The organism is Phytopseudomonas daroniae (assembly GCF_004327275.1).
Classification (GTDB): domain Bacteria; phylum Pseudomonadota; class Gammaproteobacteria; order Pseudomonadales; family Pseudomonadaceae; genus Aquipseudomonas; species Aquipseudomonas daroniae.
The window spans coordinates 349137-372070 of record NZ_QJUJ01000002.1; the positions used below are offsets into that span (position 1 = coordinate 349137).

Annotated in this window: 29 protein-coding genes; 10 read left to right on the forward strand and 19 right to left on the reverse strand. The window is 61.7% G+C overall.

The features are described 5' to 3' along the window. The first annotated feature begins 24 nt into the window (after window positions 1-24). The gene (locus DNK10_RS06715; protein ID WP_131190993.1) at window positions 25-945 is read left to right on the forward strand and encodes a LysR family transcriptional regulator; all 921 of its coding nucleotides are present in this window, start codon (window positions 25-27) and stop codon (window positions 943-945) included. Between the two features lie 182 nt (window positions 946-1127). Here DNK10_RS06715 and DNK10_RS06720 read toward each other — a convergent pair whose 3' ends face one another. From DNK10_RS06720 to DNK10_RS06730, 3 genes are all read right to left on the reverse strand, one after another. Further along, entirely contained in the window at window positions 1128-1442 is a 315-nt protein-coding gene (locus DNK10_RS06720; protein ID WP_131190994.1) for an AzlD family protein, read from the reverse strand. Next, the gene (locus tag DNK10_RS06725; protein ID WP_131190995.1) at window positions 1439-2149 is read right to left on the reverse strand and encodes an AzlC family ABC transporter permease; all 711 of its coding nucleotides are present in this window, start codon (window positions 2147-2149) and stop codon (window positions 1439-1441) included. Before DNK10_RS06725 ends, DNK10_RS06720 begins: the two co-directional genes overlap by 4 nt. A gap of 123 nt (window positions 2150-2272) precedes the next feature. Beyond that, complete coding sequence (locus DNK10_RS06730) at window positions 2273-3985, reverse strand: amidase (RefSeq protein WP_131190996.1); 1713 nt, start codon at window positions 3983-3985, stop codon at window positions 2273-2275. Between the two features lie 219 nt (window positions 3986-4204). Between DNK10_RS06730 and DNK10_RS06735 the strand changes: the two genes are divergently transcribed. The 4 genes from DNK10_RS06735 (at window position 4205) to DNK10_RS06750 (ending at window position 7288) form a co-directional block, all read left to right on the forward strand. Continuing rightward, window positions 4205-4777 carry a flavin reductase family protein gene (locus tag DNK10_RS06735; protein WP_131190997.1) on the forward strand — a complete coding sequence of 191 codons (573 nt, stop codon included), beginning with the start codon at window positions 4205-4207 and terminating at the stop codon, window positions 4775-4777. A gap of 78 nt (window positions 4778-4855) precedes the next feature. After that, window positions 4856-5197 (forward strand): hypothetical protein, encoded by a 342-nt coding sequence (locus DNK10_RS06740; RefSeq protein WP_131190998.1) that lies wholly within the window; start codon window positions 4856-4858, stop codon window positions 5195-5197. Window positions 5198-5324: 127 nt separating this feature from the next. Beyond that, window positions 5325-5636: a DUF485 domain-containing protein gene (locus DNK10_RS06745; RefSeq protein ID WP_131178430.1), complete on the forward strand. Its 312-nt coding sequence runs from the start codon at window positions 5325-5327 to the stop codon at window positions 5634-5636. Beyond that, window positions 5633-7288, forward strand: a complete 1656-nt coding sequence (locus DNK10_RS06750) for a cation acetate symporter (RefSeq protein ID WP_131190999.1) — start codon at window positions 5633-5635, stop codon at window positions 7286-7288. Before DNK10_RS06745 ends, DNK10_RS06750 begins: the two co-directional genes overlap by 4 nt. A 577-nt stretch (window positions 7289-7865) precedes the next feature. Here the strand turns inward: DNK10_RS06750 and DNK10_RS06755 are convergent. The 8 genes from DNK10_RS06755 to DNK10_RS06790 form a co-directional block, all read right to left on the reverse strand. After that, on the reverse strand, window positions 7866-8264 hold the full coding sequence (locus DNK10_RS06755) for a GNAT family N-acetyltransferase (RefSeq protein ID WP_131191000.1): 399 nt from the start codon (window positions 8262-8264) through the stop codon (window positions 7866-7868). 73 nt (window positions 8265-8337) lie between these two features. Continuing rightward, window positions 8338-8670 carry a DUF2025 family protein gene (locus tag DNK10_RS06760; RefSeq protein WP_131191001.1) on the reverse strand — a complete coding sequence of 111 codons (333 nt, stop codon included), beginning with the start codon at window positions 8668-8670 and terminating at the stop codon, window positions 8338-8340. Window positions 8671-8840: 170 nt separating this feature from the next. Beyond that, window positions 8841-9095, reverse strand: coding sequence for a hypothetical protein (locus DNK10_RS06765; RefSeq protein WP_131178426.1), 255 nt, complete (start codon window positions 9093-9095; stop codon window positions 8841-8843). A 123-nt stretch (window positions 9096-9218) separates the two neighbouring features. Further along, window positions 9219-9623 carry an NUDIX hydrolase gene (locus DNK10_RS06770; protein WP_131191002.1) on the reverse strand — a complete coding sequence of 135 codons (405 nt, stop codon included), beginning with the start codon at window positions 9621-9623 and terminating at the stop codon, window positions 9219-9221. 3 nt (window positions 9624-9626) lie between these two features. Beyond that, a complete protein-coding gene (locus tag DNK10_RS06775; RefSeq protein WP_131191003.1) occupies window positions 9627-10220 on the reverse strand; it encodes a hypothetical protein in 594 nt (197 codons plus the stop codon). Window positions 10221-10335: 115 nt separating this feature from the next. After that, entirely contained in the window at window positions 10336-11037 is a 702-nt protein-coding gene (locus tag DNK10_RS06780; RefSeq protein ID WP_131191004.1) for a YebC/PmpR family DNA-binding transcriptional regulator, read from the reverse strand. A 124-nt stretch (window positions 11038-11161) separates the two neighbouring features. Beyond that, window positions 11162-11668 (reverse strand): hypothetical protein, encoded by a 507-nt coding sequence (locus DNK10_RS06785; protein ID WP_131191005.1) that lies wholly within the window; start codon window positions 11666-11668, stop codon window positions 11162-11164. A gap of 93 nt (window positions 11669-11761) precedes the next feature. Further along, window positions 11762-13018 (reverse strand): serine hydrolase domain-containing protein, encoded by a 1257-nt coding sequence (locus DNK10_RS06790; RefSeq protein ID WP_131191006.1) that lies wholly within the window; start codon window positions 13016-13018, stop codon window positions 11762-11764. Window positions 13019-13172: 154 nt separating this feature from the next. Between DNK10_RS06790 and DNK10_RS06795 the strand changes: the two genes are divergently transcribed. Continuing rightward, the gene (locus tag DNK10_RS06795) at window positions 13173-13418 is read left to right on the forward strand and encodes a DUF2789 domain-containing protein (RefSeq protein WP_131178420.1); all 246 of its coding nucleotides are present in this window, start codon (window positions 13173-13175) and stop codon (window positions 13416-13418) included. 11 nt (window positions 13419-13429) lie between these two features. On the opposite strand, the gene DNK10_RS06800 is transcribed toward DNK10_RS06795, so the two are convergent. Continuing rightward, window positions 13430-13618 (reverse strand): hypothetical protein, encoded by a 189-nt coding sequence (locus DNK10_RS06800; protein ID WP_131191007.1) that lies wholly within the window; start codon window positions 13616-13618, stop codon window positions 13430-13432. Window positions 13619-13736: 118 nt separating this feature from the next. Between DNK10_RS06800 and dgt the strand changes: the two genes are divergently transcribed. Continuing rightward, the gene (dgt, locus tag DNK10_RS06805; protein ID WP_131191008.1) at window positions 13737-15209 is read left to right on the forward strand and encodes a dGTPase; all 1473 of its coding nucleotides are present in this window, start codon (window positions 13737-13739) and stop codon (window positions 15207-15209) included. 11 nt (window positions 15210-15220) lie between these two features. Here dgt and DNK10_RS06810 read toward each other — a convergent pair whose 3' ends face one another. Then, window positions 15221-15955, reverse strand: a complete 735-nt coding sequence (locus DNK10_RS06810) for a sulfite exporter TauE/SafE family protein (RefSeq protein WP_131178417.1) — start codon at window positions 15953-15955, stop codon at window positions 15221-15223. A 97-nt stretch (window positions 15956-16052) separates the two neighbouring features. On the opposite strand from DNK10_RS06810, the gene DNK10_RS06815 reads away from it, so the two are divergent. After that, window positions 16053-16883: an inositol monophosphatase family protein gene (locus DNK10_RS06815; RefSeq protein WP_131191009.1), complete on the forward strand. Its 831-nt coding sequence runs from the start codon at window positions 16053-16055 to the stop codon at window positions 16881-16883. A gap of 7 nt (window positions 16884-16890) precedes the next feature. Here DNK10_RS06815 and DNK10_RS06820 read toward each other — a convergent pair whose 3' ends face one another. From DNK10_RS06820 to DNK10_RS06835, 4 genes are all read right to left on the reverse strand, one after another. After that, window positions 16891-17307 carry a GFA family protein gene (locus tag DNK10_RS06820; protein WP_131178415.1) on the reverse strand — a complete coding sequence of 139 codons (417 nt, stop codon included), beginning with the start codon at window positions 17305-17307 and terminating at the stop codon, window positions 16891-16893. A gap of 51 nt (window positions 17308-17358) precedes the next feature. After that, window positions 17359-18507, reverse strand: coding sequence for a zinc-binding metallopeptidase family protein (locus DNK10_RS06825; RefSeq protein WP_131178414.1), 1149 nt, complete (start codon window positions 18505-18507; stop codon window positions 17359-17361). 147 nt (window positions 18508-18654) lie between these two features. Next, entirely contained in the window at window positions 18655-18936 is a 282-nt protein-coding gene (locus DNK10_RS06830; protein ID WP_070886824.1) for a peptidylprolyl isomerase, read from the reverse strand. A gap of 63 nt (window positions 18937-18999) precedes the next feature. After that, on the reverse strand, window positions 19000-19923 hold the full coding sequence (locus tag DNK10_RS06835; protein ID WP_131191010.1) for a LysR family transcriptional regulator: 924 nt from the start codon (window positions 19921-19923) through the stop codon (window positions 19000-19002). Window positions 19924-20070: 147 nt separating this feature from the next. On the opposite strand from DNK10_RS06835, the gene DNK10_RS06840 reads away from it, so the two are divergent. Continuing rightward, on the forward strand, window positions 20071-20331 hold the full coding sequence (locus DNK10_RS06840) for a DUF2798 domain-containing protein (RefSeq protein WP_131178412.1): 261 nt from the start codon (window positions 20071-20073) through the stop codon (window positions 20329-20331). A 122-nt stretch (window positions 20332-20453) separates the two neighbouring features. Further along, a complete protein-coding gene (locus DNK10_RS06845; protein WP_131191011.1) occupies window positions 20454-21500 on the forward strand; it encodes a DUF2167 domain-containing protein in 1047 nt (348 codons plus the stop codon). 152 nt (window positions 21501-21652) lie between these two features. Here the strand turns inward: DNK10_RS06845 and DNK10_RS06850 are convergent, their stop codons facing one another. Together DNK10_RS06850 and DNK10_RS06855 are read right to left on the reverse strand one after the other, a co-directional pair. After that, the gene (locus tag DNK10_RS06850) at window positions 21653-22213 is read right to left on the reverse strand and encodes an MFS transporter permease (protein WP_131178410.1); all 561 of its coding nucleotides are present in this window, start codon (window positions 22211-22213) and stop codon (window positions 21653-21655) included. A 186-nt stretch (window positions 22214-22399) separates the two neighbouring features. Then, the gene (locus DNK10_RS06855; protein WP_131178409.1) at window positions 22400-22726 is read right to left on the reverse strand and encodes a hypothetical protein; all 327 of its coding nucleotides are present in this window, start codon (window positions 22724-22726) and stop codon (window positions 22400-22402) included. Between the last annotated feature and the right edge of the window lie 208 nt (window positions 22727-22934).

Consider the following 22934-nt stretch of genomic DNA (forward strand, 5'->3'; position numbering starts at 1 on the left):
TAAGCATGCGTTTACAATGCCCCCATGAATCCGTCCCTGCTTCCCTCACTCGCATGGTTCGCTCACATCGCTCGCCACGGCAGCTTCACGCGCGCGGCCGAGGAAATGGGCGTGTCGAGGGCTGCCCTGTCGCAAAACCTCAAGTCTCTTGAGCGTCAGCTGGGCGTACGGTTGCTTTACCGCACTACCCGCGATATGTCCCTGACCGAGGCAGGGCAGCAACTGCTCGACACCTTGCAGCCCACGCTGAGCCAGATCGAGCATGCGGTTCGCAACCTGGCCGAGACCGGTGGTGCGCCAGCCGGCCTGATTCGGGTCAATACATCGCGCCTGGCGGCGAAGGCGCTGTTGGAACCCCACCTGGCGGAGTTCTACGGACGTTATCCGCAAGTCAGGGTCGAATTGATCATGGACGACACCCTGTCGAACATCATCGCCGATGGCTGCGATGTCGGTATTCGCTTGGGGCACAGCCTTGCGGAGCACGTCGTTGCCGTCCCGATCAGTTCCGCGATATCCATGGTGGTCGTTGGCTCGCCAGCCTACTTCGAACGGCACGGAGTACCGGGGACCCCCGAAGACTTGATACAACACAACTGCATCAACTACCGAAACTCAGGCAGTGGTGCGCTCCGTAACTGGAATTTCAACGAACCTGGCAGTAAGGGGCGGTACTTCACCCAGTCCGTAGCCGGGAACTTCACAACCAACGACGACCAGAACATGACACGAGCAGCAGTCCAGGGAGTTGGGCTGATCCAGCACGTCGATATCGCCATTCAGCAGCATTTGGCTGATGGCCGCCTTGTCCAGGTTCTTCGCGACTGGGCCTACAACCAGGACGGCTTCTACCTGTATTCGCCCTCACGGGAGCAGATGCCCTCCAAAGTACGTGTATTGCTCGATTTTCTGAAAGAGAAACGAGACGTGATGTCGCTTCCATAGTGTGGCGTCAGCTATGGGTTGCTAGCTGTAGCTTCAAGATGTCCGCCCATGAACTTCCCCTTATGCAGGCCTCCCTTCGCTTTGGTGCTCATACCGACGGCACACGTATCTTCGGGCACGCAACGTTTGGCGCGCCATAACGAGGTGCATCCGTGGGCTGGCTAATGCGCCAATCTACTGAGTCACGGCCCAAGTTGCCTGACGAGGGCGGCAACGAGTATCCCTGCCGCAATCGCCGGAAGCGGTTTCTTGACCAGCAGCATGACGATCGCCGTGGTCAACAATGCCAGTCGTGCACCGCTGTCACCTTCCAGGGCCAAAGGCGCTAGCAGTGCCACCAGTACGGAGCCGGACATGGCACTGATGAACTGCTGGGTTCTGACGTTTATTGGTACGAACGACATGACGAAAATGCCGCCCCAGCGCGTTGCAAGTGTTACCACCGCCATGACGGCGACAACGATCATGGCTCCGCTGCCGGCCGATTCGATCATCATGCTTTTTTCTCCATCCACAAGGCACCGAGCATGCCGCCCGCCAGTGCGCCGACGACCACATGGCTATTGCTGGGCATGTACCAGTAGGCCAGCAGGGAGGCGCATGCGGCGACTGCCCAGATGACCAGGATCCGCAGGTTCTTCTGCCCACCTACGACCATGGCCAGCAGAAAGCAGCCCATGACCATATCCAGGCCGAAACTCACCGGATCATCGATGGCGCTGCCGAAGTAGATACCCAGCCAGGTTCCCAGGATCCAGGCTGACCACAGCGCCAGGCCGCCACCGAGCAGAAGCCCCAGGCCTGGCTCCCCGCGGCCGAACGCCTGCATCGACATCGCCCAGTTGGCGTCGGATGCGACGAGCATGACGCCGTAGCGCTTTGCTGGCGGCAGGTTGCTCAGCCAGGGATACAGTGTTGCGCCCATCAGCAGATGGCGGGCGTTGATCGCAAATACCGTCAGCGCCAAGGGCACCAGCGGTATGTGAGTTCCCCACAGATCCAACGCTGCGAACTGTGACGCTCCCGCGAACACCAGTGCGCTCATGGCAATGCTGGTATCAATGCTCAGCCCCGACTGCGTGGCGGCAAGCCCGAAGGCCAGGCCGAACAGAATGACGAAGGCCGAAATGGGCAGGAATGCCTTGAATCCGTCCCAGGCGATCGAAATATCGATCGCTTCCAGATTCTTACCTTTGCTCGACAATCTATCGCTCCTTTCTTTATATCGACTGCGCTTGGCAGCAGGGCATTCTCGCGCTATCCAGGCACGCCGTTTACGTGGATCGTTGCGCAATGACCTGATGGCACAGGTATGTGCCTGACTCGATCACGGGCTCTCTGATAGCGGCGGGGTGCGCGGTGGAATCTGGCGTTTCGAACCGGTCGATTCGTAGGCGCAGGCCAGGCGCAGCAGCGCCGAGTCGTCGTAGGCGCGGCCGGCGAAGGTCAGTCCCACGGGCATGCCGATATCCGCCATCACGCCCATCGGCACGGTGACCGTGGGCACGCCAAGGTGGCGGATGGCGAGGTTGCCGTTGGCGACCCAGATGCCATTGCTCCAGGCGATGTCCGCAGAGGCTGGGTTCACATCGGCATCCGCAGGCCCCACATCGGCGACAGTGGGGAACAGCACAGCGTCGAGTCCCAGTTGATCCATCCATTGCTCGAGATCGATCTGCCGGGTTTTCTCCAGCCCGCGCAGGCCATCGGGCAGCGTGGCAATCTCGTGCCATGGGGTGATGCCGCGCTCGGCCATGCGTACGTACTCGTCCATGCCAGCGGCAAGATCGTCCTCACGGTTGGGCAGGGTGCCTGGGTCGTGCGGGAAAATCTGCGAGCCGTCCACATCGGCGAGCCGATTCAGCTTGGGGTCGCCATTGGCGCGCAGAAAATCATCGAAGGCCCAGGCCGACAACTCCCATAGCTCGTCATGCAGAAACTCCCTGGTGACCAGGCCGCGGTTGAACACCGTCGAGGCGTCAGGGCGATCACCTTCGCAGTTGGAAACCAGCGGGAAATCCACGTCGACCACTTCGGCCCCGGCACTCTCGAGCGCCTGGCGGGCTTTCTCCCACAGCGCGATCACCGAGGCACGGGTATGAATTCGCTGCCCGGTCGGCCCGCCGATGCCCGGCGACTCACTGGTGCCCGCTTCGGGGTCGGCATTGATGAACATGCGCGGTACGCCAAAGCGTTTGCCGGCGAGCACGCCAGCATTCGCGGCCAGTGCCCGGTAGGAATCGGGCCTGACCGAGGAGGCGCTGGGGATCGGCACCCAGGGTTGCAGGCGCCACAGGTCGCCACGGGTGTCGGGGTCGTCGGCGACGACCACGTCCAGCACTTCGAGCAGATCCGCCATGCTCCGCGCATAGGGCACCACCACGTCCATGGTCGGCGTCAGCGGCCAGTTGCCGCGCACCGAGATCACCCCGCGCGACGGCGTGTAGGCGCACAGACCGTTGTTGGAAGCCGGCCCGCGACCGCTCGACCAGGTTTCTTCGGCCAGACCGAAGGCGGCGAAACTGGCGGCCGTCGCGGTGCCAGCGCCGTTCGATGAGCCCGAGGCGAATGGAGCGGTCAGGTAGTCGGCGTTGTACGGGCTTTCGGCGCGGCCGTAGACACCACGCTGCATGCCACCGTTGGCCATGGGCGGCATATTGGTCTTGCCCAGGCAGATGGCACCGGCAGCGCGCAGGCGTTCGACGGTAAAGGCATCGCGGTGGGCGAGCAGATCCTTGAAGGCCGGGCTGCCAGAGGCCGCAGTCAGCCCCTTGACCAGGTAGCTGTCCTTGGCCGTGTAGGGAATGCCATCGAGCGGGCCCAGGGTTTCGCCTCGGGCGCGGCGGGCATCGGAGGCTTCGGCTTCGAGCAGCGCATCCGGGTTGCGTACCACCACGGCATTCAGCGCGGTGGGCGTCTGCGGGCCGTCGTAGGCGTCGATCCTGGCGAGGTAGGCCTTGACCAATTCGACCGCCGTGACGCGACCCGCTTCGAGCGCGGCGCGCAGTTGGGCAATGGAAACTTCGGTTACCTCGATCATGGTGTCACCACTGGTTGCTGACAGGCGCTCGACGTCTGACGTCACGCGGCGCCCGAATGGGATGGAGGGCTAAATCAAAGCCGGCACGGGCGTCGATTCTAGTGTGCCTGGGGCGCCAGGGGCAGTCTGTCGATCAACTTGTTTCTGGCCAGCCCGGAGCCTGGCTCGCGACGACCGATGTTGTACATTGCCGCTCTGGTATTTCAGAGAGGTACTTTCATGGATAAGCCGATCAAGCCCGTGAGTCTGGACAAGGCCTACCGCTTGCTCAACCACGGCCCCACGGTGCTGGTGTCCGCGCGGCACGACGGCGTTGACGACGTGATGGCCGCCGCCTGGGCCTGTGCCCTGGATTTCGATCCGCCCAAGCTCACCGTGGTGCTGGACAAGATCACTGCGACTCGTGTGCTGATCGAGCGTAGTGGTCAGTTCGTTATCCAGGTACCCACGGCTGCGCAATTGGAATTGACCCACCAGCTTGGCTCCCGCAGCTTGAACGACGAGGCCGACAAGTTGGCCAATTCCGGCGTGCAACTCTTCACCCTGGGCGATCAGGGTCTGCCGTTCGTAGAGGGCTGCTCGGCGTGGCTGGTCTGTCGCTTGATCGCTGAGCCGCACAACCAGCAGATGTATGACCTGTTCATTGGCGAGGTGATCGGCGCCTGGGCCGATTCGCGGGTATTCCGCGATGGGCGTTGGCACTTCGAAGACGCCGATCCGGCCTGGCGCAGTATCCACCATGTGGCCGGCGGTCACTTTTACGGGATCGGCGAGGCGCTTGGCCGGAAATGATCCGGGCTGGATAGGGTCTCAGGTAGGAATGGGGCAGGTACCGTTGCCTGACGCGTACTGTAGTTATCGGAGCTCGAGATGAAATCACTGATCAGTTTCACCCTGCTGCTGGCTTTCCTTGCCGGTACGACCGCGTGGGCGGATGAGCGCGCCCCGCAGACTATCCGCGTGATTCCCAAAGCCTATGTAAGCCCAGGCGCCAGCGGTAGTATCGACAGCTATGAGCGCCAGGAGCGCTACGACATTCACGGTGGCCGGCACATCCCGCGGGATATCGGCTCGAGCCGTTATGAAAGTGGCCGGCGCAGCTCGACCTTCGAGACCCGTGGAGGCATCCGCCAGAGCATCGAATACCCGAACGGCTATGAGATTCAGCGGTATCCGGGGCAGGGGTCGCAGCAGTATCAGCAGCGGCGCTGACTAGGGGCCAGGCATTAGACTTTGGTCTAAAAAGCTCGGGGGCTTCGACTAAGGTCGTCTGTCGCAGGCTGAGCGCCGATTTACAGTTATCCCAACCAGCATCCTGCTGGGTGAGGATAACAATAAAATGAACGACAGCATTTATCGGCGGATCGAGCAAAGTCCGCATTTCAAGGAGTTAGTAGCCAAGCGTGAGCGATTCGCCTGGATACTTTCCGCCATCATGCTTGCCATCTACGTCGGCTTCATCCTGCTCATCGCCTTCGTGCCCGGCTGGCTCGGAACCCGCATCAACCCCGACTCTCCGATCACCTGGGGAATTCCCGTCGGTGTCGGCGTGATCCTCTCGGCTTTCGTGCTGACCGGCATCTATGTACGTCGTGCCAACAGCGAATTCGACAACCTGAACCAGGTAATCCTGGATGAGGCGGGCAAATGATCGGCCGTATTCTCTCCGCTTTGGCCCTGATGGCCCTGACCCCCACTCTGTGGGCCGATGCCTTGACCGGTGAGGTGCAGCGTCAGGCGGTCAATACTCCCGCTATCCTGATGTTCCTTGCTTTCGTCGGTGGCACGCTGTGCATCACTTACTGGGCTTCCAAGCGCAGCAAGTCGACGTCTGATTTCTATACCGCCGGGGGCGGTATCACAGGCTTCCAGAATGGCCTGGCAATCGCTGGTGACTATATGTCGGCGGCGTCCTTTCTGGGTATTTCCGCGCTGGTGTTCACGTCGGGCTATGACGGCCTGATCTACTCCATCGGCTTCCTGGTCGGCTGGCCGGTGATTCTCTTCCTGATCGCCGAGCGCCTGCGCAACCTGGGCAAGTACACCTTTGCCGACGTGGCGTCCTATCGCCTCAAACAGAAGGAAATCCGCACGCTGTCAGCCAGTGGCTCGCTGGTGGTGGTGGCCTTCTACCTGATCGCGCAGATGGTCGGTGCCGGCAAGCTGATCGAGCTGCTGTTCGGCCTCGATTACCACGTTGCGGTCGTGCTGGTCGGTATCCTAATGGTGATGTACGTGCTGTTCGGCGGCATGCTGGCCACCACCTGGGTACAGATCATCAAGGCGGTGCTGCTGCTCTCCGGTGCGTCGTTCATGGCGTTCATGGTGATGAAGCACGTTGGCTTCAACTTCAATACCCTGTTCACGGAAGCCATCAAGGTTCACGCCAGCGGTGAAGCGATCATGAGCCCCGGCGGCCTGGTGAAGGATCCGATCTCGGCGATTTCCCTCGGCCTGGCGCTGATGTTCGGTACTGCGGGTCTGCCGCACATCCTCATGCGCTTCTTCACCGTTGGCGATGCCAAGGAAGCCCGCAAATCGGTTTTCTACGCCACCGGCTTCATCGGTTACTTCTACATCCTGACCTTCATCATCGGCTTCGGCGCGATCCTGCTGGTCAGCACCAATCCGGCCTTCAAGGACGCTGCTGGTGCACTGCTGGGCGGCAACAACATGGCGGCGGTTCACCTGGCCAACGCGGTGGGTGGCAGCATATTCCTGGGCTTCATCTCGGCCGTGGCCTTCGCCACCATCCTCGCGGTGGTAGCGGGGCTGACCCTGGCTGGTGCCTCGGCGGTATCCCACGACCTGTACGCCAGCGTGATCAAGAAGGGCAACGTCAACGAGAAGGATGAACTGCGCGTCTCGAAGATCACCACCGTGTGCCTGGGTGTGCTGGCCATCGGTCTGGGTATCGCCTTCGAGAAGCAGAACATCGCCTTCATGGTGGGCCTGGCGTTCTCCATCGCGGCGAGCTGTAACTTCCCTGTGCTGTTCCTCAGCATGTACTGGAAGAACCTGACCACCCGTGGCGCCATGATCGGCGGCTGGCTGGGCCTGATCACCGCAGTGGTGCTGATGATCCTCGGCCCGACTGTGTGGGTCTCGGTGCTCGGCCACGAGAAGGCGATCTTCCCGTACGAATACCCGGCACTGTTCTCCATGATCGTGGCCTTCGTAGGGATCTGGTTCTTCTCGATCACCGACAAGTCCGAATCGGCCGCAGGAGAGCGTGCGCTGTTCCTGCCACAGTTCGTACGTTCGCAAACCGGTCTGGGGGCTAGTGGCGCTTCGGCCCACTGATTTACCTGGCTGGATAAGAAGGGGCGGCCTCTGGGCCGCCCCTTTTCTTTTGGGACGTGCAGTGGGTGACGGCGGGAGTGGCTTGCCGGATTCGTGGAACAGCAGGTTCTAGCCCCAGCAACCGAAGGCTCGGTAGGCGGCACAGGGTGAGATGCCGAGCAGGGTGGGATGGAAAGTGGGAAGTCCTTGCGCAGCCGCGAAGCAGACGCTTCACGTGAGTAGCCATGATGCTTTCGTTCAGCGCTGTGGGCATGCGCGTACTCGATAGCTGCAAGCAGGTTGCTTGCAGATAAGAGTCTGAGAGACTGTTCATGATCTTTGTGTACTTGGGAACCCGTATCCCTATGGATCGACGGCAATAAGGCGGAAGCGGACGCTCACCCCGTAGGGTGGATCGGGGCGCGTAGCTGACGCTCTTTTCATCCACCATTGCGATTGCAGAGCGGTGGACGGATCGGGCCGCGTAGGCAAGCGTCGTCCACCCTACGACAGGCTGCTTCGCCACTTTGCGGTCATTGCACATGGAATTTCGTCGACAGATCGTGAACAGGTTCTAAGCCAGGATAGACGGTATTGCTCAGCGCACCATGGCGTCCAATGTCTTGGTACGCCGGTAGCGAGCCAGGCGCTCGGCCAGCGGCGCGGGCAAGTCGACACAGGCCCGAAAGCCCAGGCGCTCGTAGAAGGGCTGCAGGTCGGGATGGCAGAACAGCCAGGTAGGCTTGTCTGCCTCGTTCAGCGCTGCAGCGATCAGGGCGCTGGCCAGGCCCTGTTGGCGCCGGGCTGGTGCGACCAGCAGGCTGGTCAGCCACTGGCCATGAGCCGCCGCTTGCAGACAGAGTGCGGCAACGATTTCGCCGTCCCTGGCGACCCAGACCTGATGGTCGCTGCGGGTACGCATGGCGGAGCGGTGGCTGCGATAGAACTTGTCCGCCAGCGGGCGCAGATGATCAGGCAGTAGGCAGAGCAGGGGCATGGCAGTCGGCTGGCACTGATGGGCCGGCCAGTCTAAGTTGCAGGCGCGAGCGAGACCAGCGCGGCGCGTCCGGTCAGGCTGTCGGTTGCAGATGTCGTTCGGCACTGATTTCCGGCAGATCCTCGCGACACAGGTATATGCGTAACGGCTCGCCGATATTCAGACTTTCATCGATACGCAGGTCGAGCAACAGCTGCAGTCGGTCGCGTTTGAGGGTCATCAGCTCGGGAGCGTCGCCAGCGATCCAGACGAACTCACTGGTCGGCATGATGCTGTCCTCGGCGATGTCGAGGCCGAAGGAGTCTTCGCTGAAACGCACGATATGCCGGGCGGTCTTGACGTTGAAGCCGACGAACCCTTGCAGCTGGTCGGCGGCGGCGCAGATGTCGGCAGAAGTGATAGCCATGGTGAACCCTCGCGGATATGGAGCGGATCACCACAGGCTACGGACAGGAAGCGCAAGGGCCTTGCCACAGATCAACGAATCGTCGCGGCAAGGCAGGGGCTCAGTGGATACCTGGTCGCAGGCGCTGGCGCTCTTCACGCGAGCCGAGTCTGTCGATCAACCTGATGCACTCAGCCTTCGGGATCGATGCCGTGAGCTGGATCGACATCACGAATCGAGTTGGATACTCGGTAGTTGGGCGCCTGCAGGGCGCTGCGGATTTTCTCGTAATCTTCGTAGGGCAGGCCGCTACGGCTGAGCATTTCCAGGGCGAATTGCTTGACCTCGGCGTCCGTATAGGGGCGTTCGGCTGCCGATTGCGGGCTGGCACAGCCGGTGAGGAGCAGGGTGAAAACCGTGAGCAGGAGGAGTAGGGAGCGTTGCATGGGAGCACCTGTGAACGAGGCCGTTTGTATGCTTCATAGGCTATTCACTGGCTGCTGCCGGAAGAAATCATTCGCTTCGATAGTGGCTATCGCTGCTTCAGCTCAAACAGGAAATTCGTACGTTCAGACGCTTGGCCAGATCAGTGGCAGAACGTGACGGCGTAGAAGCGGCGCCAGATCGTCCGTTCGCGAGTCGAAAGCCCTCAGCCAGCGCAGCTCTTCCAGTTCGGCTGCGGGCAGTACGGGGTGTGGGAGCTGGGCCCTGAAGATATCGGCCTCGACCCGCGTATCCGCTTCGTTCGCGGCGACTTCGCTGAAATGGCCCAGCGGCGTGAACGCCGTCTCGGGCAGATGCAGATCCAGCTCTTCGTGGAGTTCGCGCACCAGCGTCTGCAGCGGTGTTTCGCCCTCATCACGTTTGCCGCCGGGCAGCATGAACATTCGTGTATCGCGCTTGCGCACCAGCAGCAGGCGGCCCGTTTCATCGAACAGGCAGGCTGCTGCGATATGCAGGGTACGTGGGGGCATGGATCAGTGCAGATTCTTTGGCTGCAGGTCGTCGAGCAGGCTGACTTTCACCGCCATCAGCGGCGAGTTGTTGATCCATACATCGTCGATGACGATGGTGCGGCCGATGTCTTCCTTGTCGGCGGCCACGAGCAGGTAGTAGGTGCCATCTTCCGGTGCTTCGCCATCCCAGCCCAGGGTGGTCATGCCGATCACGGTCGAAGGGCGTGCGGGCTTGTTGGGGATTACCGTGCCGTAGGCATCCATCAGGATCGCGCGCGGTTTCAGGGCGAACTTGTTGATGCCCATGCAGGTGTGATCGCACAGCGAGTTGACGTTGAGGCGATAGCGCTCGCCCTGCTTCAGCTGCAGGGAATACACGCGGTAGTTGGACAGCGAGCTGCCGAACTGCATGTTCGCGTTGTCGGCTTTGCCGTGGGGTAGATCGGCATGCGGATTGAGTGGCAGCGGAACGACCTGGGCGTTGTGGATCGCCTCCAGGTTGCTGCGAACGATATTGCTTTGGTCGGCCGCTGCGGACGGCAGCGAAGACGACGGAGGTACGCTGCTGCAAGCTCCGAGCATTAAGCAGGCGGCGAGAACGAGTAACTTGTGCAAGATGCAGCTCCTGTGCGGCGATATTCCGCTCTGCGATTGATCAGCAAAGAAGGAAGCCGGACAGTATACCGGGTTATTGCGGCAATACCGTGATGGATTGCCGCATTCGCCGTATTCAGCCCGCCAGACCCACATAGACGTTCTGCACGTCGTCATGGTTGTCGATGGCTTCCAGGAAAGCTTCGACTTCTTCGCGCTGCTCGGGCGTCAGGCCTGCGACCGGGTTTTTCGGGCGGTAGCCAAGGTTGGCCGAGTTCACCGTGAAGCCCTGTTCCGGCAGCGCGCGGCTGACCAGGTCGAGATCGGTCGGTTCGGTGATGAACAGGGTGTTGCCTTCATCGGCTTCGTCGAAATCCTGGGCGCCGGCTTCGATTGCAGCCAACTCTGGATTGGCACCGCTGTCGCTGGAAGCCTCGATCAGCCCGACATGGTCGAAATCCCAGGCTACCGAGCCGCTGCTGCCGAGCTGGCCCTTGCGGAACAGCACGCGAATCTCCGCCACGGTGCGATTGATATTGTCGGTCAGGCATTCGACGATCAGCGGCACCTGGTGCGGCGCGAAGCCTTCGTAGGTGGTGCGTTCGAAGTTGACCGTCTCGCCGCTCAGCCCCGCGCCTTTCTTGATCGCGCGATCCAGGGTTTCCTTGGGCATCGAGGCTTTCTTGGCCTGATGGATGGCCAGGCGCAGCTTGGGGTTCATGTCCGGATCGGCGCCGTTACGCGCGCAGACCATGATCTCCTTGACCAGGCGACCGAAAATCTTGCCCCTGGCGTTGGCGGCGGCTTCTTTAGGTTTGGCTTTCCACTGTGCGCCCATGTCTGTTCTCTCGACTATGCGGATGATGGCTTGGCGCAGCCTTCGACTGACTGGAAGGGCTGCACGACGAATCTGGTGGCGGATTTTAATCCGTCCCCGCCGCGCTGGCACCCTGCAAATTGTTTTAGGGCATCTGCACTAGCTGATTGACCAGCTCCAGCGCCTTCTCGAAGGACGGATAACCGCTTTTGGCTACGTCCAGCTCAGCGTAGGCGGCACGATACTCTTCGGCTCGGATAGGGTCGGCCTCGTCGACCAGATAGGGTTCTGACCAGACTTTATAGAGCAGCGCCACGGCGTAGGGCTGTTCATGCTTGGCGGCAGCCTCCAGCTTGCTCAGCACCTCGTCGGTTTGTGGGCCTTCGCGGATCATCAGAATCGCCTGGTAGAACGCTACCTCCCCGAGCGTGTCTTCGCTTTCGGCGCGACGCAGCAGGGCGCTGGCCAGCTCGTGGTTTTCCATATCGCCGGACACCACCAGCATCTTGGCCTGCAGCATATCGTTCTGGTAGAGCAGTTGGCGGTCGCGGCAGCTGTCGCCACTCAGGGGCTCGTCGCAGGAAGTCGAGGCGCAGCCAGCGAGCATCAGGCTTAGCAGCAAGCAGCCAACGCCATGTCGGCAATCAATCATAGGTATCCCTCAGGCAGTCTGATGTATCGACCAGCACGGCGTCGCCGGGTTCGCCCAATCGACGATCTTCGTGAATCCCGCACACTGGTTCGATCAGCGTAGCGCCTTCACCGCTGCGCCTATGAAGGCATAGGTCTCCATTTCCCGTTCATCCATTTCCGGCTTCGGCCAGGTGCTCCAGACTACCGCCACGACCTTTTCTCTGGGGTTGATGTAGAGGAATTGCCCAAAGATGCCCTGGGCCTCGAAGGCGCCGCCATCGTGTTCCGGCAGGGCTGCGGCACCTGTCGGGAACAGCCACCACTGGTAGCCATGGCCGAGTGCGTACTCACCGTCATACAGTTTGCCGGGCTCCAGGTGCGAGCCTGGCGTCGCGCGAGTGGCGCTCGCCAACCAACCGGCGGGCAGGATGCGTTCGCCGTCGATCACCCCGTCATCGAGGATGAACTGGCCGAAGCGCCCGTAATCGCGCAGCGTCGCGGACAGACCGCTGCTGCCGATCTCCTGGCCGGCCCGGCTGTCCAGCTGCCAGAAGGCGTCGCGCTCCATGCCCAGGCGTGCCCAGATCCGTTCGGAGAGGTAGTCGCTGGTGGTCATGCCGGTCGCTGCGTGAATCAGTTCGCTCTGCAGATGCGATTCGCCGGTGCTGTAGGTGAATACGGTGCCCGGTGCGTGGGCTTTCTTGAGGCTGGACATCTGCTTGAGCAGGGCCCCGGGGTTGTTGGCCAGTTGCAGTTCGAACATGCGGCGCCGGTCGGACTGCGGGTCGCGGTAGGTTTCATCCCAGGCTGCGCCCGAGCTCATCTGCAACAGCTGCTCGACGCTCACGCCGTCGTAGGCGCCGCCCTTGAGCTGCGGCAGATAGCGGGTCAGCGGATCTTTCACGCTGGCGATCCTGCCCTGTTGCACGGCGGCACCGACCAGGGTCGAGGAAATCGATTTGACTACACTGAAGGATGTCCAGCGGGTACTGGCGTCGTTGCCCATTGCATACTTTTCCAGGGCGATCTTGCCGTCCTTGATGATCAGCAGGCCGCCTACCTGATTGCGCCGCATGAACGCCTCGGTGCCAAGCGACTGGCCATCGACGCTGTATTGCACGGGCACTTCGGTGCGGGCCGGTAGTGGATAGACCTGCGTACCGCGGGGCACGGTACGGGTAAAGAACAGTTCGTCCATATGCCGGTAGGTGCCGGGCTGGTAGGCCGGCGGCAATTCGTAGAGATCCTGGGCACGCCCGATCCGTTCGGGTTTATCGGCCGAAGGCGTCTGCGAGCCGGCGCAGGCGGTGAGCAGCAGGGCGATGGCGGACAGAAAAAGCGCGGTGCGGCATGAAGCTCGGGTGCTCATGGTGCTTCCCCAATCATGGCTGTTGGTTTCAACCATAGTCGATAACGGGGGCGAGCAGCCCTTGAACCGCGGGCCGGAGAGGTTGAACTGTCGTTCGTGAACGTCGCTCTACTCAGCAGGTGCATGAAAACCGACCAACCTGATGGAGACCCCCATGGAACTTCCCAACAAAGACCTTGGTACCTTGTTCGAGCAACTGGGGCTGGAGTCCGACCCGGCCAGCATCGACGCCTTCATTGCCGAGCACTATCCGTTGCCCGACGAGGTCAAGGTGTCCGAGGCGCCGTTCTGGAACGAATCCCAGGCGGCGTTTCTGAAAGAAGAGCTGCTTGAAGACGCCGAATGGGCGCCAGTGGTCGATGAGCTCAACGTGCGCCTGCACGGGAGCAAGCTGGCGTAGCTAAAACGCTCTCAGGACGACGTCAGGCGTTGCAGCTCACGTCTGACCATGGCCGCGTATTCTGGGGGCGTCAGCTTGTAGAGTTCGCTGGCGACCCAGGTCAGCCAGCCGGCCCCGAGGATCGCCTGTTGTGCCAGCAGGCGCTGGGCCTCGGCGGTGGCCTGTTCGGCTCGCTGCTGGTGAAAGTCGGCGCGGCTCATGGCGAGGTCTCATGCAAGTAGATGGACTGATTGCCCATTCTCTCCATGCGCAGGTGCTTGGTAAACCGTCCCCTGCGCGTTAGTCTCGCGGTTTCTGCGCCCGGTCGAGACTCTAGCGATGCCCCCAGTGGTGAATTTCAAAGACAGGATCTGTGCCTTGCGCCCTGGCGATCAAGTGGGCAGCGTGGCCGATGTCGATCTGCTCTACGCCTTCGAAAGCGACCGCGGGCGCATCATCAACTCCGCCGCCATCCGCCGTCTGCAGCAGCGTACCCAGGTGTTTCCCCTGGAGCGCAACGCGGCGGTGCGCAGCCGCCTGACCCACTCCATGGAAGTGCAGCAGACCGGGCGTTTCATTGTCCGCACGCTCTATGCCCAATTGGGTGATCGTGCTGCCGATTACGGCCTGGACGGTCTGCAGGGCGCGCTGGAAAGCCTGGTGGAAATGACCTGTCTGATGCATGACATTGGTAATCCGCCATTCGGCCACTTTGGCGAATTCGCCATCGGCGAGTGGTTCGATCGCGCGCTCGACGGGCTGTTCGCCGTGGCGCTGCCACAACCGCCGGACAACGGTGAGCTGCACCAGCGGATGCGCGCCGACCTGCGCAATTTCGAAGGCAATGCCCAGGCCGTGCGGCTGGTGGTCAACCTGCAGCGGTTGCGGCTGACTTACACCCAGACCGCCGGCCTGCTCAAGTACCTGCGCCCCGCCTATCAGCCGAAACCGGCCAAGGGCACCGTCAATGCCTACCTGAACAAGAAACCGGGGTTCTATCTCTCCGAGGAAGACTTCGTCGCGGGTCTGCAGCGGACGCTTGGCCAACAACCTGGCACCCGCCATCCGGTGGCCTACATCATGGAGGCGGCTGACGACATCTCTTATTGTCTGGCCGACATCGAGGATTCGGTGGAGAAGGGCATCCTCGGCGTAGCCGAACTGGCGCCTCTACTGATCGACACGTTCGAAAAGCTGCAATCACCCGATGCACGGATTCCCGGTTCGCGTCATTCGTTTCGCGCTCTGGTCGAACAGGCGCTGGAAAGCTATCACCACGAAGAGATCAACAAGGCTGGCGAGTTTTTCGTCAAGCTGCGGGTCAGCATGATCCACCCGCTGGTGCAGCACGCGGCGCGCCAGTTCATCGACAATATCGAAGCGGTTCACAGCGGTACCCTGGATCGCGCGCTGATCGAGGACGACAGCCTGCCTCATGCCATCGTGCAGACCTTCAAGGATGTGGCCATGGCGCGGGTGTTCTGCCACCGCGAGGTGGAAACCTTGCAGTTACAGGGCTACCGGATCATCCAGGGGCTGCTGGACAACTATGGCGCATTGCTGCGGGTCGATGCCGAGACCTTTCTGAAGCTGACCGAAGGCCGCTGCCGCCGTGAGGCTCACCTGCAGATGCTGGTGCGACGCCTGCCGAGTCAGTTGCTCAAGGCCTATCGTCAGGCCGTGCGCGAGTGCGGCGAGGCGGACAATGCAGCCTGGGAGTTCTATCACCGCTGCCGGTTGCTGCAGGATTTCATCAGTGGCATGACCGACCAGCACGCGCACGACGAGTACCGTACGTTGTCGGCGTTATAGCCCTCGGCCTGTCAGATGTTCTTCCAGATCAGCTGAAGCCCTGCCACCAGCATGCCCAACCGGGCGATGCGGTAGAACCAGGTGTGGTTGATGCGCGACTGCAGCCACAGGCCCGTCCACACGCCGAGCGGCACGATGGGCGCGAGCATCAGGCTGAGCAGCAGGTTCTCCCGGGTGAATTGACCGAGCCAGGTATAGGGAATCAGCTTCATGGCGTTGGTCAGCAGGAAGAACAGGTTGATGGTGGCCACGTAGCGCAGCTTGTCCAACTGTTGCGGCAGCAGGTGCATCATCACCGGCGGCCCGCCAGCATGGGCGACGAAGCTGGTGAAGCCAGCCAGGGACGAGAGGATCAGGCCACGCTTGGGTTGCAGCGGGCGCGGTGACGGATCGGTCTTCAGCAGCCCCAGCAGTACGAAGGAAATGGCGATGAGGCCGATCAGCAGGCCGATCAGGTTCTCGTTGAGCAACTCGAAGGTCAGCGAGCCGATGGCGATGCCGATCAGGGCGCCAGGCAACATGATCTTGAGGTTGGCCGTGTCCCATTTGCCCCAGTAGGCCTTGAGCCCGACCACGTCGGCCAGGCAGAGTATCGGCAGCATCACCGCTACGGCCTGCATCGGCGAGGTGGCCAGAGCCAGCAGCGGCACCGCGATGCCGCCAAGGGCACCACCGAAGCCGCCTTTCGAAAGACCGGTGAGGAAGACTGCTGGAATGGCGAACAACAGAAGGTCGGCGAGGGTCATTGCACTGGAGCCCGATCAGAAAGCGCGCAGGGTAGAGGCTGTTGCCGCTGCATCGCAAGTCGGCGGATTGCCAATGTCACTCAGGAGTGTCCCGAGCATGTCGAGCCCCCACGATACATTCAACCGCAACGACGGCCTGGCCGCTCGCTACGCGTTTGCCAAGCGCGTGGCTCAGGAAGCGGCCGCGCACGGCATGGCCTATTACGCGCAGCGCAACAGCCTGACTGTGCAGCACAAGGGTAATGACCAGCAGGACGTGGTGAGCATCGCCGACCAGGACGTGGAAGCCTTCATTCGCGGCGAGCTTGCAGAGCATTTCCCCGAGGATGGCATCGTTGGCGAGGAGGGTGGCAGTGCTGGTCTGCAGGCCCACTGCATCTGGGTGATCGACCCCATCGACGGCACGGCGTGCTTTCTCAACGGCCTGCACAACTGGTGCGTATCCATCGGCCTGCTGGTGGATGGTGAGCCGCTGCTCGGAGCAATCGCCGATCCCAACCACGATGAACTGTTCCACGGCTTCATCGGCCGCGGTGCGTTCGTCAACGATACGCCGCTGGCGGCCCACGAGGCGGGTCATGTGCGTGAAGGGCTGGTCGGTGTCGGTACCACTCACCGGCCTGGCAAGGAAAACTTCCTGCCCTTCATCAGCGCGCTGCTCGACGAGGGCGGCATGTTCCTGCGCAATGGCTCCGGCGCCTTGATGACCGCCTACGTCGCTGCCGGACGGTTGATCGGTTACTACGAAACCCACCTGAAAAGCTGGGACTGCCTGGCAGGGCTGGTGCTGGTACGTGAGGCCGGCGGGCGCCATAGCGACTTTCTGCGCGGTGACGGATTGCTCGGTGGCAACCCGTATCTGGTCGCCGCGCCCGGAGTCTACGAGCAGTTGGCGGCCATGATCGGGCCGTCGCTGGATGCCGATTGAGGTCGCATCACGGCTGTCCGAATTCGGCGAACACCTGCTCGCCGGTGAGCTCCCGGGTCTGGTTGGCGAAGCAGTAGTAGCCAGGTTTGGCGTCGATGAATATCTGGCTCTCGAAGTGCCAGGTCTCGTCGCCATCCAGCACACCCACCGGTACGGCATAGAGCCCACCACTTTTGAGCCGATAGAACAGATGGCTGCCGCACTCGCCGCAGAATCCGCGTTCTGCCCAGTCTGAGGAGGCATACACGCGCAAGTGCTGCTCACCGGTGAAATGGGCGTCCTCGCCCTCGGCCACCAACAGCGGGCCTCCGCCCCATTTGCGGCATGTCGCGCAATGGCAGGCGCTGATGGTCGGTTCGGCTAGGTGCAGGGTCAGGGTGATGGCGCCGCACAGGCAGCTGCCGTGTTTTTCAAGATCAGCCATGGCAGATACTCCGTAAGTTGACGCCAACAGCATAGTCCAGCCCGGCCGCGTTCAAGTGGTGGGAGACGCGGCCTGAATCACCCGATGGATGAACTGCAGCTTGCCGATGACCGCCGCGGGCAGCACGAAGGGGTAGAGATCCTTCTGACCCATGCTGCGTGCCAGTTCGTTGAGCATGGCGGCCAGCTCGATCCAGGCATTGACGAACTGCAGGAATTCATCGGCCAGCGGGTCATTCGGGTCATAGAGCGCCGCTCGGGTGAAGGGCCGGAACTCCAGCTCCACGTCGCCGGCGCGCATGCCGAAGCTCAAGGCGGTATCCAGTGTGTCCATCATGTGCAGATAGTGAGCCCAGGTTTCCGCCCAGTCTTCCCATGGGTGCATGGTGGCGTAGGCGCTGACGAAGGAAGCCTGCCAGTCGGCTGGCGCGCCCTGTTCGTAGTGACGCTGCAGTGCGGCGCCGTAGTCGGCACGCTCATCGCCGAACAGCATGCGGTAGTCGTTCAGCCATTGGCTGTTGGCAATCAGCCGATCCCAGTAGTAATGACCGACCTCATGGCGGAAGTGGCCGAGCAGGGTGCGGTAAGGCTCATGCAACTGAATGCGCGTCTGCTCGCGCACGTCGTCGTCGGCTTCGGCGATGTTCAGGGTGATCAGACCGTTGGCGTGGCCAGTGGTGGGTTGCTGGCCGTCGGTGTCCGGGCCAAGAAAATCGAAAGCCAGACCGCGGGTTTCGTCTTCGTTCTTGCTGATCAGTGGCAGGCCCATGGTCAGCAGTTGCGCCACCAGCCGGCGTTTGGCGGTTTCGAAGCGCGCCCAGCGTCGATCGTTGTCCGGCACCGACAGATCGGGGATGGTACGGTTGAGCTGGCAGGCGGTGCATAGACCGGGGCCGTATATCGCCGGTAGCAGCCAGTTGCAGCCGGCAGCCGTGTGCAGGTTGTTGCAGCGTCGGTAGCGCCAGCCTTGTGGATCGCCTTCCACGCGCCATACATCGGTCTGCTCGCTGGCCATCAGCGTGACCACCTGGCCCCGCTCGGGATCAAAGCCCAAGGGCGACTGGCAGGCCAGGCACTGGCTGTTGCGGAAGAAGATCGGCTGGCCGCAAGTGCATTGCCCCAGCGCCTTCTGGCTGGGCGTGCGAGCCTGTCTTGCCGAGTCGCCAATACGCAGGCCGAGGGCCTGGAAGAACCGATTCATGTCATGGCCTCGCGGAAGGTGGGGACTACCGGAGCGATAGAGTGGTGCGGTGGCGGGGCGGTTCCGGCATTTTCTGTCGCCTGGGCAGGCGTGCCGGTGAAAGCGAGAGAGTGGCCTGGTGCCGGACTGGCACCAGGCGCGGCGTGATCAATCCTGGCGGCTGGTCACTTCGAGCAGGTGATAACCGAACTGGGTTTTCACCGGGCCCTGAACCACGTTGACCGGAGCGCTGAATACCACGGTGTCGAATTCCTTGACCATCTGGCCAGGGCCGAACGAGCCGAGGTTGCCGCCGTCACGGCTGGATGGGCAGCTGGAGTTGTCTTTGGCGACCTGGGCGAAGTCGGCACCGCCTTCGATGGCAGCTTTCAGTTCGTTGCACTTCTCTTCGGTGGCAACCAGGATGTGGCGGGCAGTGGCTTTGGCCATGGGGGAACACTCCGTTCAAATGAGCTGCCGAGCCTACCGGATTCACTCGGCGAGTCAAATTCGTTACGGCCGCCAATCGTCGCGAAGGTTGTATTGCAGATGATCGACGAAGGCACGCACCTTGGGCGTCAGCTCGTAGCGGTCACGCACGCACAGGTAGTAATCGAGAGGCTCGGTAAGCGCCTGACTGCCCGATTTCTGCGGCTCGGCGAATAACTGCTGCAGGTGGCCGCTCGCCAGGTAGGGGTCGGCGACGAAGGCAGCCAGGCGCGTGATGCCACCACCGTTGGCGGCGACTCTGGCGAGCACATCGATATCATCGCTGATCAGCGCCACGCGAATCTGCGCATCGAAGCGAACCCCGTCGCGCATGAATCGCCAGGGCATCAGGCGGCCGTCCACGGCGACCTTGAAGGCCAGACAGTCATGCTCGCGCAGTTCTTCGGGCGCGACCGGCGTACCGGCTTTTTGCAAATAGGCCGGCGATGCGCAGTAGATCGACGGCACGCTGGCGATATGCCGCGCTACCAGCCCGTCTTCCAACTGCTGCGGGATACGGATGCTGATATCCACCGATTCCTGGATGTGATTGACGCTGCGATCCGTGGTGATCAGCTCGCAGGCGATGCGCGGATAACGAGCGGTGAAGGCCGGCAGCAGCGGCGCCAGCACATAGCGGCCGAATGCGGCGCTGGCCGCGATACGCAACCGGCCCTGAGGATCGTCATGCAGTTGCGTGGCATTGCTGCGCGCCAGTTCAAGGTCGCGCAGCACATTGCGCACCTGCTCGAAATACAGCACGCCACTTTCCGTGAGGGCCAGGCTACGGGTGGTGCGTGTCAGCAGGCGCACACCGAGGGAGGCTTCCAGGCGGGCGATATTCTGGCTGGCCGCTGCGGCGCTGATGCCCAGCAGGCGAGCGCCCGCGGCGATACTGCCGGTTTCCACCGCTTTCACGAAGCTCTCGATGCCGCGCAGGGTATCCATGGTCAAGCTTTCAACTGATGATTCGATTGATAAGGTTTGCTTGGTACTGACCTTACCTGTGGCCCGCTACCCGCTGCAATGGAACCTCGAGATAATGGTCGGGTTCGCCACGAGTTGGCGGTGTTCCTCTTACCCAAGGATTTGCCCATGCCTGAAGCAACTCTGCGCCGCCGTCGAAACTGGAAACTGCCTGCCAGGTTGTCGCCGGTCGTCTTCGCCTTTTTCATGTCCGGCATCATGGCGTTTCTCATGTGCCTGGTAATCACCGCCACCAACCGAGGCTTGAGCGATGGTTACCTGGCCGCGGTGCTGGAGGCTTATCAACTGGCGATGCCGGTAGCGTTCGTATGTGTGATGGGCGTTCGGCCGGTGGTTCTGTATCTGGTTCGGCTGACCGTACGGGCCTGACAAGCCTGCGATCCAGGCGCTGCTTTGTGAGATGTATCCAGAAATGACGAGAAGTTACTAAATAATTCCAGTATGGATGGTAGGCTAGCGCCCGAAACTCAGCCGATCTCATGGAGCTTTACATGTTGTACAAGGAGTTGATGCTGGCCAGCCTGTTGGCCACGGTAGTTCCCCTGACCTGGGCCGACCAGGCACCCGCCGCGCAGGACGCGCAAGAACCCCTCGCCGCCGAAACCGCTGAGGGTGACTACCTCAGCGAGGAGCAGTTTCTCGACAGTCTCGATTTCCGTTCCGGAAAAGTGGTTGTCGGCAGCAACCTGGCGACCCTCGATCTTCCGGAAAACCTGGTGTTCCTCGATGGCGCCGACGCCGAGCGCGTGCTGGTAGAAGCCTGGGGCAACCCGCCGGATGACAAGCTGCCGCTGGGCATGATCCTGCCCAAGGGTGTATCGCCTTTGGCTGACGAATCCTGGGCGGTCACCGTGGAGTACGAGCAGAGCGGCTATGTGTCCGATGAGGATGCCGCGGATATCGACTACGCCGACATGCTCAAGGATTTGCAAAATGGCGCCAAGACCGAGAACGAGTGGCGCACCGAAAACGGTTACGAGCCCATCGCCATCGTTGGCTGGGCGTCCGAACCGCATTACGACGTGCAGGGCAAGAAGCTGCACTGGGCCAAGGAAGTGAAGTTCGGCGACAGCGATGAGCACATCCTCAACTACAACATCCGTGTGCTGGGGCGCAAAGGTGTGCTGGTGCTGAACTTCATCGCTGGCATGCATCAGCTGCCGCAGATCGAGGAGAACCTGCCGGCAGTGCTGGCCATGACCGATTTCAACGACGGCAACCGCTACGCCGATTTCAACCCGGATCTCGACGAAGTCGCGGCGTATGGCCTCGGTGCGCTGATCGCCGGCAAGGCGGCTGCCAAGGTCGGCCTGTTCGCTGCCGCGCTGGTGCTGCTGAAGAAGCTGTGGTTCCTGCCCGTTCTGCTGATCGGCTGGGTGATGCGCCGCATGTCTGGCAAGAAAAAGGCCGAACAGCAGGCTGCACCTCAGCCGGACGTTCAACCTGAGGCTAAAGTCGAAGCCGCGCCGCCTGTAGCACCGGAGCGAGTTTCCAGCGTGATGGATCTGAATAATCCGTCTGAGGGTGACAAGCGCTGATAGCGTTGCCGCACCGCCAATAAAAAGCCCTGGCCGATGCCGGGGCTTTTTATTGGCTGAGAAAGCGGTCGCTGCGGATGTTGCCTACCAATCGGCTCGACTGGATGGCTTTCGCGTGAGGCGTCAAGCCAGGCAACTGGCGAGCCGAATGTTCAGAGGTAGGAACCGATGATGATCAACAGCCACAGCAGGATGCCCGGCAGCATGCAAAGCAGGTTTGCAACACTGAAGCGGTTGTTGCTCTGGCCGTCTGGATCGCCGCTGGCCAGGTTGGCTTTCTCCTGAATGATCGACAGCGGCCACGCCGGCAGGATGGTTCCAGCGGCCAGCAGCATGATTTCCAGGGTTACGCCGCCCTGGCTGTCGAAACGCGAAAGGCCATTGCTGGCGAACACCAGAAGAATGTAAAGCCACGCCACGCGCCCATACTTCCACTCGCCCAGGCCCTTGGCCTGCAACTGTGTGAGGATCAGCCGGCACAGTGAGTGGATGAAGAAAATATGGAAGATCGAACGTGCTGCCGGGTTGATCTTCTTCGGGCGCATGGCTGCCCGCTGTCTATCCCAATGTTTGTAAGACCAGTAGATCGAGTAGAACCCGAGCGTCATGAAGAACAGTACATAGAGTTTGGTGGGGGAGGTGACGAAGAAGGTGTCGCGGGGGCGTTCTTCGACCAGCAGTTGGGCGCTGGGCGTTTGATACAGGTTGTCCATTGACCTTGGCTCTCGCAGACACTGCAGACGTAAGGGCAGTGTGATGGCTTGGCGTTCATCACGTGTTGCGCGGTAACGAACGACTCCTCCAGGAGTGCGCGGTAGTTTACAGGGGAATGTCTGGGCGAAGCAGTGCAGGTGTCTCGTATAAGCGGTGGGCCGAGGTGGCCCACCGGGTGAAGTTTTTCAGCAGTAGCGGTCGAGCAGGCGATCTTTCCTGGCTTGCTGGCCTGTCCACTCATGTTCCAGGGTGCGCAGTACGTTGCCCAGGAAATCGCGGTCGGCGGCGGCGCGGCGACCTACGTAGCCCTGGCCGCGGCGATAGGTGCGCAGACGGGTGCGCATGCTCGGGCGTTGGCTGACGAACTCGTGTTCGTCCTGGTTCGCCGGCAGGCAGTCGATGCGAACTTCGCCCGATTCACACACCCACAGAATGTGGTTGTCCAGGCTGTCCTTGCGCTTGGCGAACAGTTGAGCGAGGTCTTCGATGGTCGGTTTTTGGTTCAGGTTCATGGCGTGTACCCCTTCATTCTCTGATCTGTCTAGGGCGACCGCTTGCAGTGCGGTGCCGTCATTGCCCGTGGCGTTTGAGTGCTGCCGATGACCGTGTAGCGATGTGTAGGCAGCGCTACGCAGCGGCGGCTAACGGAGGTCGGGCGATGCGGGGAGAGAGAAATCAGCGAAGACGGGGCCGGATGCAGGTGATCCGCAGGATCAGCCA

Excerpts from the sequence above, each read along its gene's own strand:
- DNK10_RS06835 (WP_131191010.1), bottom strand. The coding sequence starts at position 19,923 with ATGGATACCCTGCGCGGCATCGAGAGCTTCGTGAAAGCGGTGGAAACC.
- DNK10_RS06755 (WP_131191000.1), bottom strand. The coding sequence starts at position 8,264 with ATGCCCCTGCTCTGCCTACTGCCTGATCATCTGCGCCCGCTGGCGGAC.
- DNK10_RS06840 (WP_131178412.1), top strand. The coding sequence starts at position 20,071 with ATGCCTGAAGCAACTCTGCGCCGCCGTCGAAACTGGAAACTGCCTGCC.
- DNK10_RS06735 (WP_131190997.1), top strand. The coding sequence starts at position 4,205 with ATGGATAAGCCGATCAAGCCCGTGAGTCTGGACAAGGCCTACCGCTTG.
- DNK10_RS06730 (WP_131190996.1), bottom strand. The coding sequence starts at position 3,985 with ATGATCGAGGTAACCGAAGTTTCCATTGCCCAACTGCGCGCCGCGCTC.
- DNK10_RS06790 (WP_131191006.1), bottom strand. The coding sequence starts at position 13,018 with ATGAGCACCCGAGCTTCATGCCGCACCGCGCTTTTTCTGTCCGCCATC.
- DNK10_RS06855 (WP_131178409.1), bottom strand. The coding sequence starts at position 22,726 with ATGAACCTGAACCAAAAACCGACCATCGAAGACCTCGCTCAACTGTTC.
- DNK10_RS06850 (WP_131178410.1), bottom strand. The coding sequence starts at position 22,213 with ATGGACAACCTGTATCAAACGCCCAGCGCCCAACTGCTGGTCGAAGAA.
- DNK10_RS06715 (WP_131190993.1), top strand. The coding sequence starts at position 25 with ATGAATCCGTCCCTGCTTCCCTCACTCGCATGGTTCGCTCACATCGCT.
- DNK10_RS06810 (WP_131178417.1), bottom strand. The coding sequence starts at position 15,955 with ATGACCCTCGCCGACCTTCTGTTGTTCGCCATTCCAGCAGTCTTCCTC.
- DNK10_RS06800 (WP_131191007.1), bottom strand. The coding sequence starts at position 13,618 with ATGAGCCGCGCCGACTTTCACCAGCAGCGAGCCGAACAGGCCACCGCC.
- DNK10_RS06720 (WP_131190994.1), bottom strand. The coding sequence starts at position 1,442 with ATGATGATCGAATCGGCCGGCAGCGGAGCCATGATCGTTGTCGCCGTC.
- DNK10_RS06770 (WP_131191002.1), bottom strand. The coding sequence starts at position 9,623 with ATGCCCCCACGTACCCTGCATATCGCAGCAGCCTGCCTGTTCGATGAA.
- DNK10_RS06785 (WP_131191005.1), bottom strand. The coding sequence starts at position 11,668 with ATGATTGATTGCCGACATGGCGTTGGCTGCTTGCTGCTAAGCCTGATG.
- dgt (WP_131191008.1), top strand. The coding sequence starts at position 13,737 with ATGCCCCCAGTGGTGAATTTCAAAGACAGGATCTGTGCCTTGCGCCCT.
- DNK10_RS06795 (WP_131178420.1), top strand. The coding sequence starts at position 13,173 with ATGGAACTTCCCAACAAAGACCTTGGTACCTTGTTCGAGCAACTGGGG.
- DNK10_RS06765 (WP_131178426.1), bottom strand. The coding sequence starts at position 9,095 with ATGCAACGCTCCCTACTCCTCCTGCTCACGGTTTTCACCCTGCTCCTC.
- DNK10_RS06740 (WP_131190998.1), top strand. The coding sequence starts at position 4,856 with ATGAAATCACTGATCAGTTTCACCCTGCTGCTGGCTTTCCTTGCCGGT.
- DNK10_RS06830 (WP_070886824.1), bottom strand. The coding sequence starts at position 18,936 with ATGGCCAAAGCCACTGCCCGCCACATCCTGGTTGCCACCGAAGAGAAG.
- DNK10_RS06780 (WP_131191004.1), bottom strand. The coding sequence starts at position 11,037 with ATGGGCGCACAGTGGAAAGCCAAACCTAAAGAAGCCGCCGCCAACGCC.
- DNK10_RS06825 (WP_131178414.1), bottom strand. The coding sequence starts at position 18,507 with ATGAATCGGTTCTTCCAGGCCCTCGGCCTGCGTATTGGCGACTCGGCA.
- DNK10_RS06815 (WP_131191009.1), top strand. The coding sequence starts at position 16,053 with ATGTCGAGCCCCCACGATACATTCAACCGCAACGACGGCCTGGCCGCT.
- DNK10_RS06750 (WP_131190999.1), top strand. The coding sequence starts at position 5,633 with ATGATCGGCCGTATTCTCTCCGCTTTGGCCCTGATGGCCCTGACCCCC.
- DNK10_RS06845 (WP_131191011.1), top strand. The coding sequence starts at position 20,454 with ATGTTGTACAAGGAGTTGATGCTGGCCAGCCTGTTGGCCACGGTAGTT.
- DNK10_RS06760 (WP_131191001.1), bottom strand. The coding sequence starts at position 8,670 with ATGGCTATCACTTCTGCCGACATCTGCGCCGCCGCCGACCAGCTGCAA.
- DNK10_RS06820 (WP_131178415.1), bottom strand. The coding sequence starts at position 17,307 with ATGGCTGATCTTGAAAAACACGGCAGCTGCCTGTGCGGCGCCATCACC.
- DNK10_RS06745 (WP_131178430.1), top strand. The coding sequence starts at position 5,325 with ATGAACGACAGCATTTATCGGCGGATCGAGCAAAGTCCGCATTTCAAG.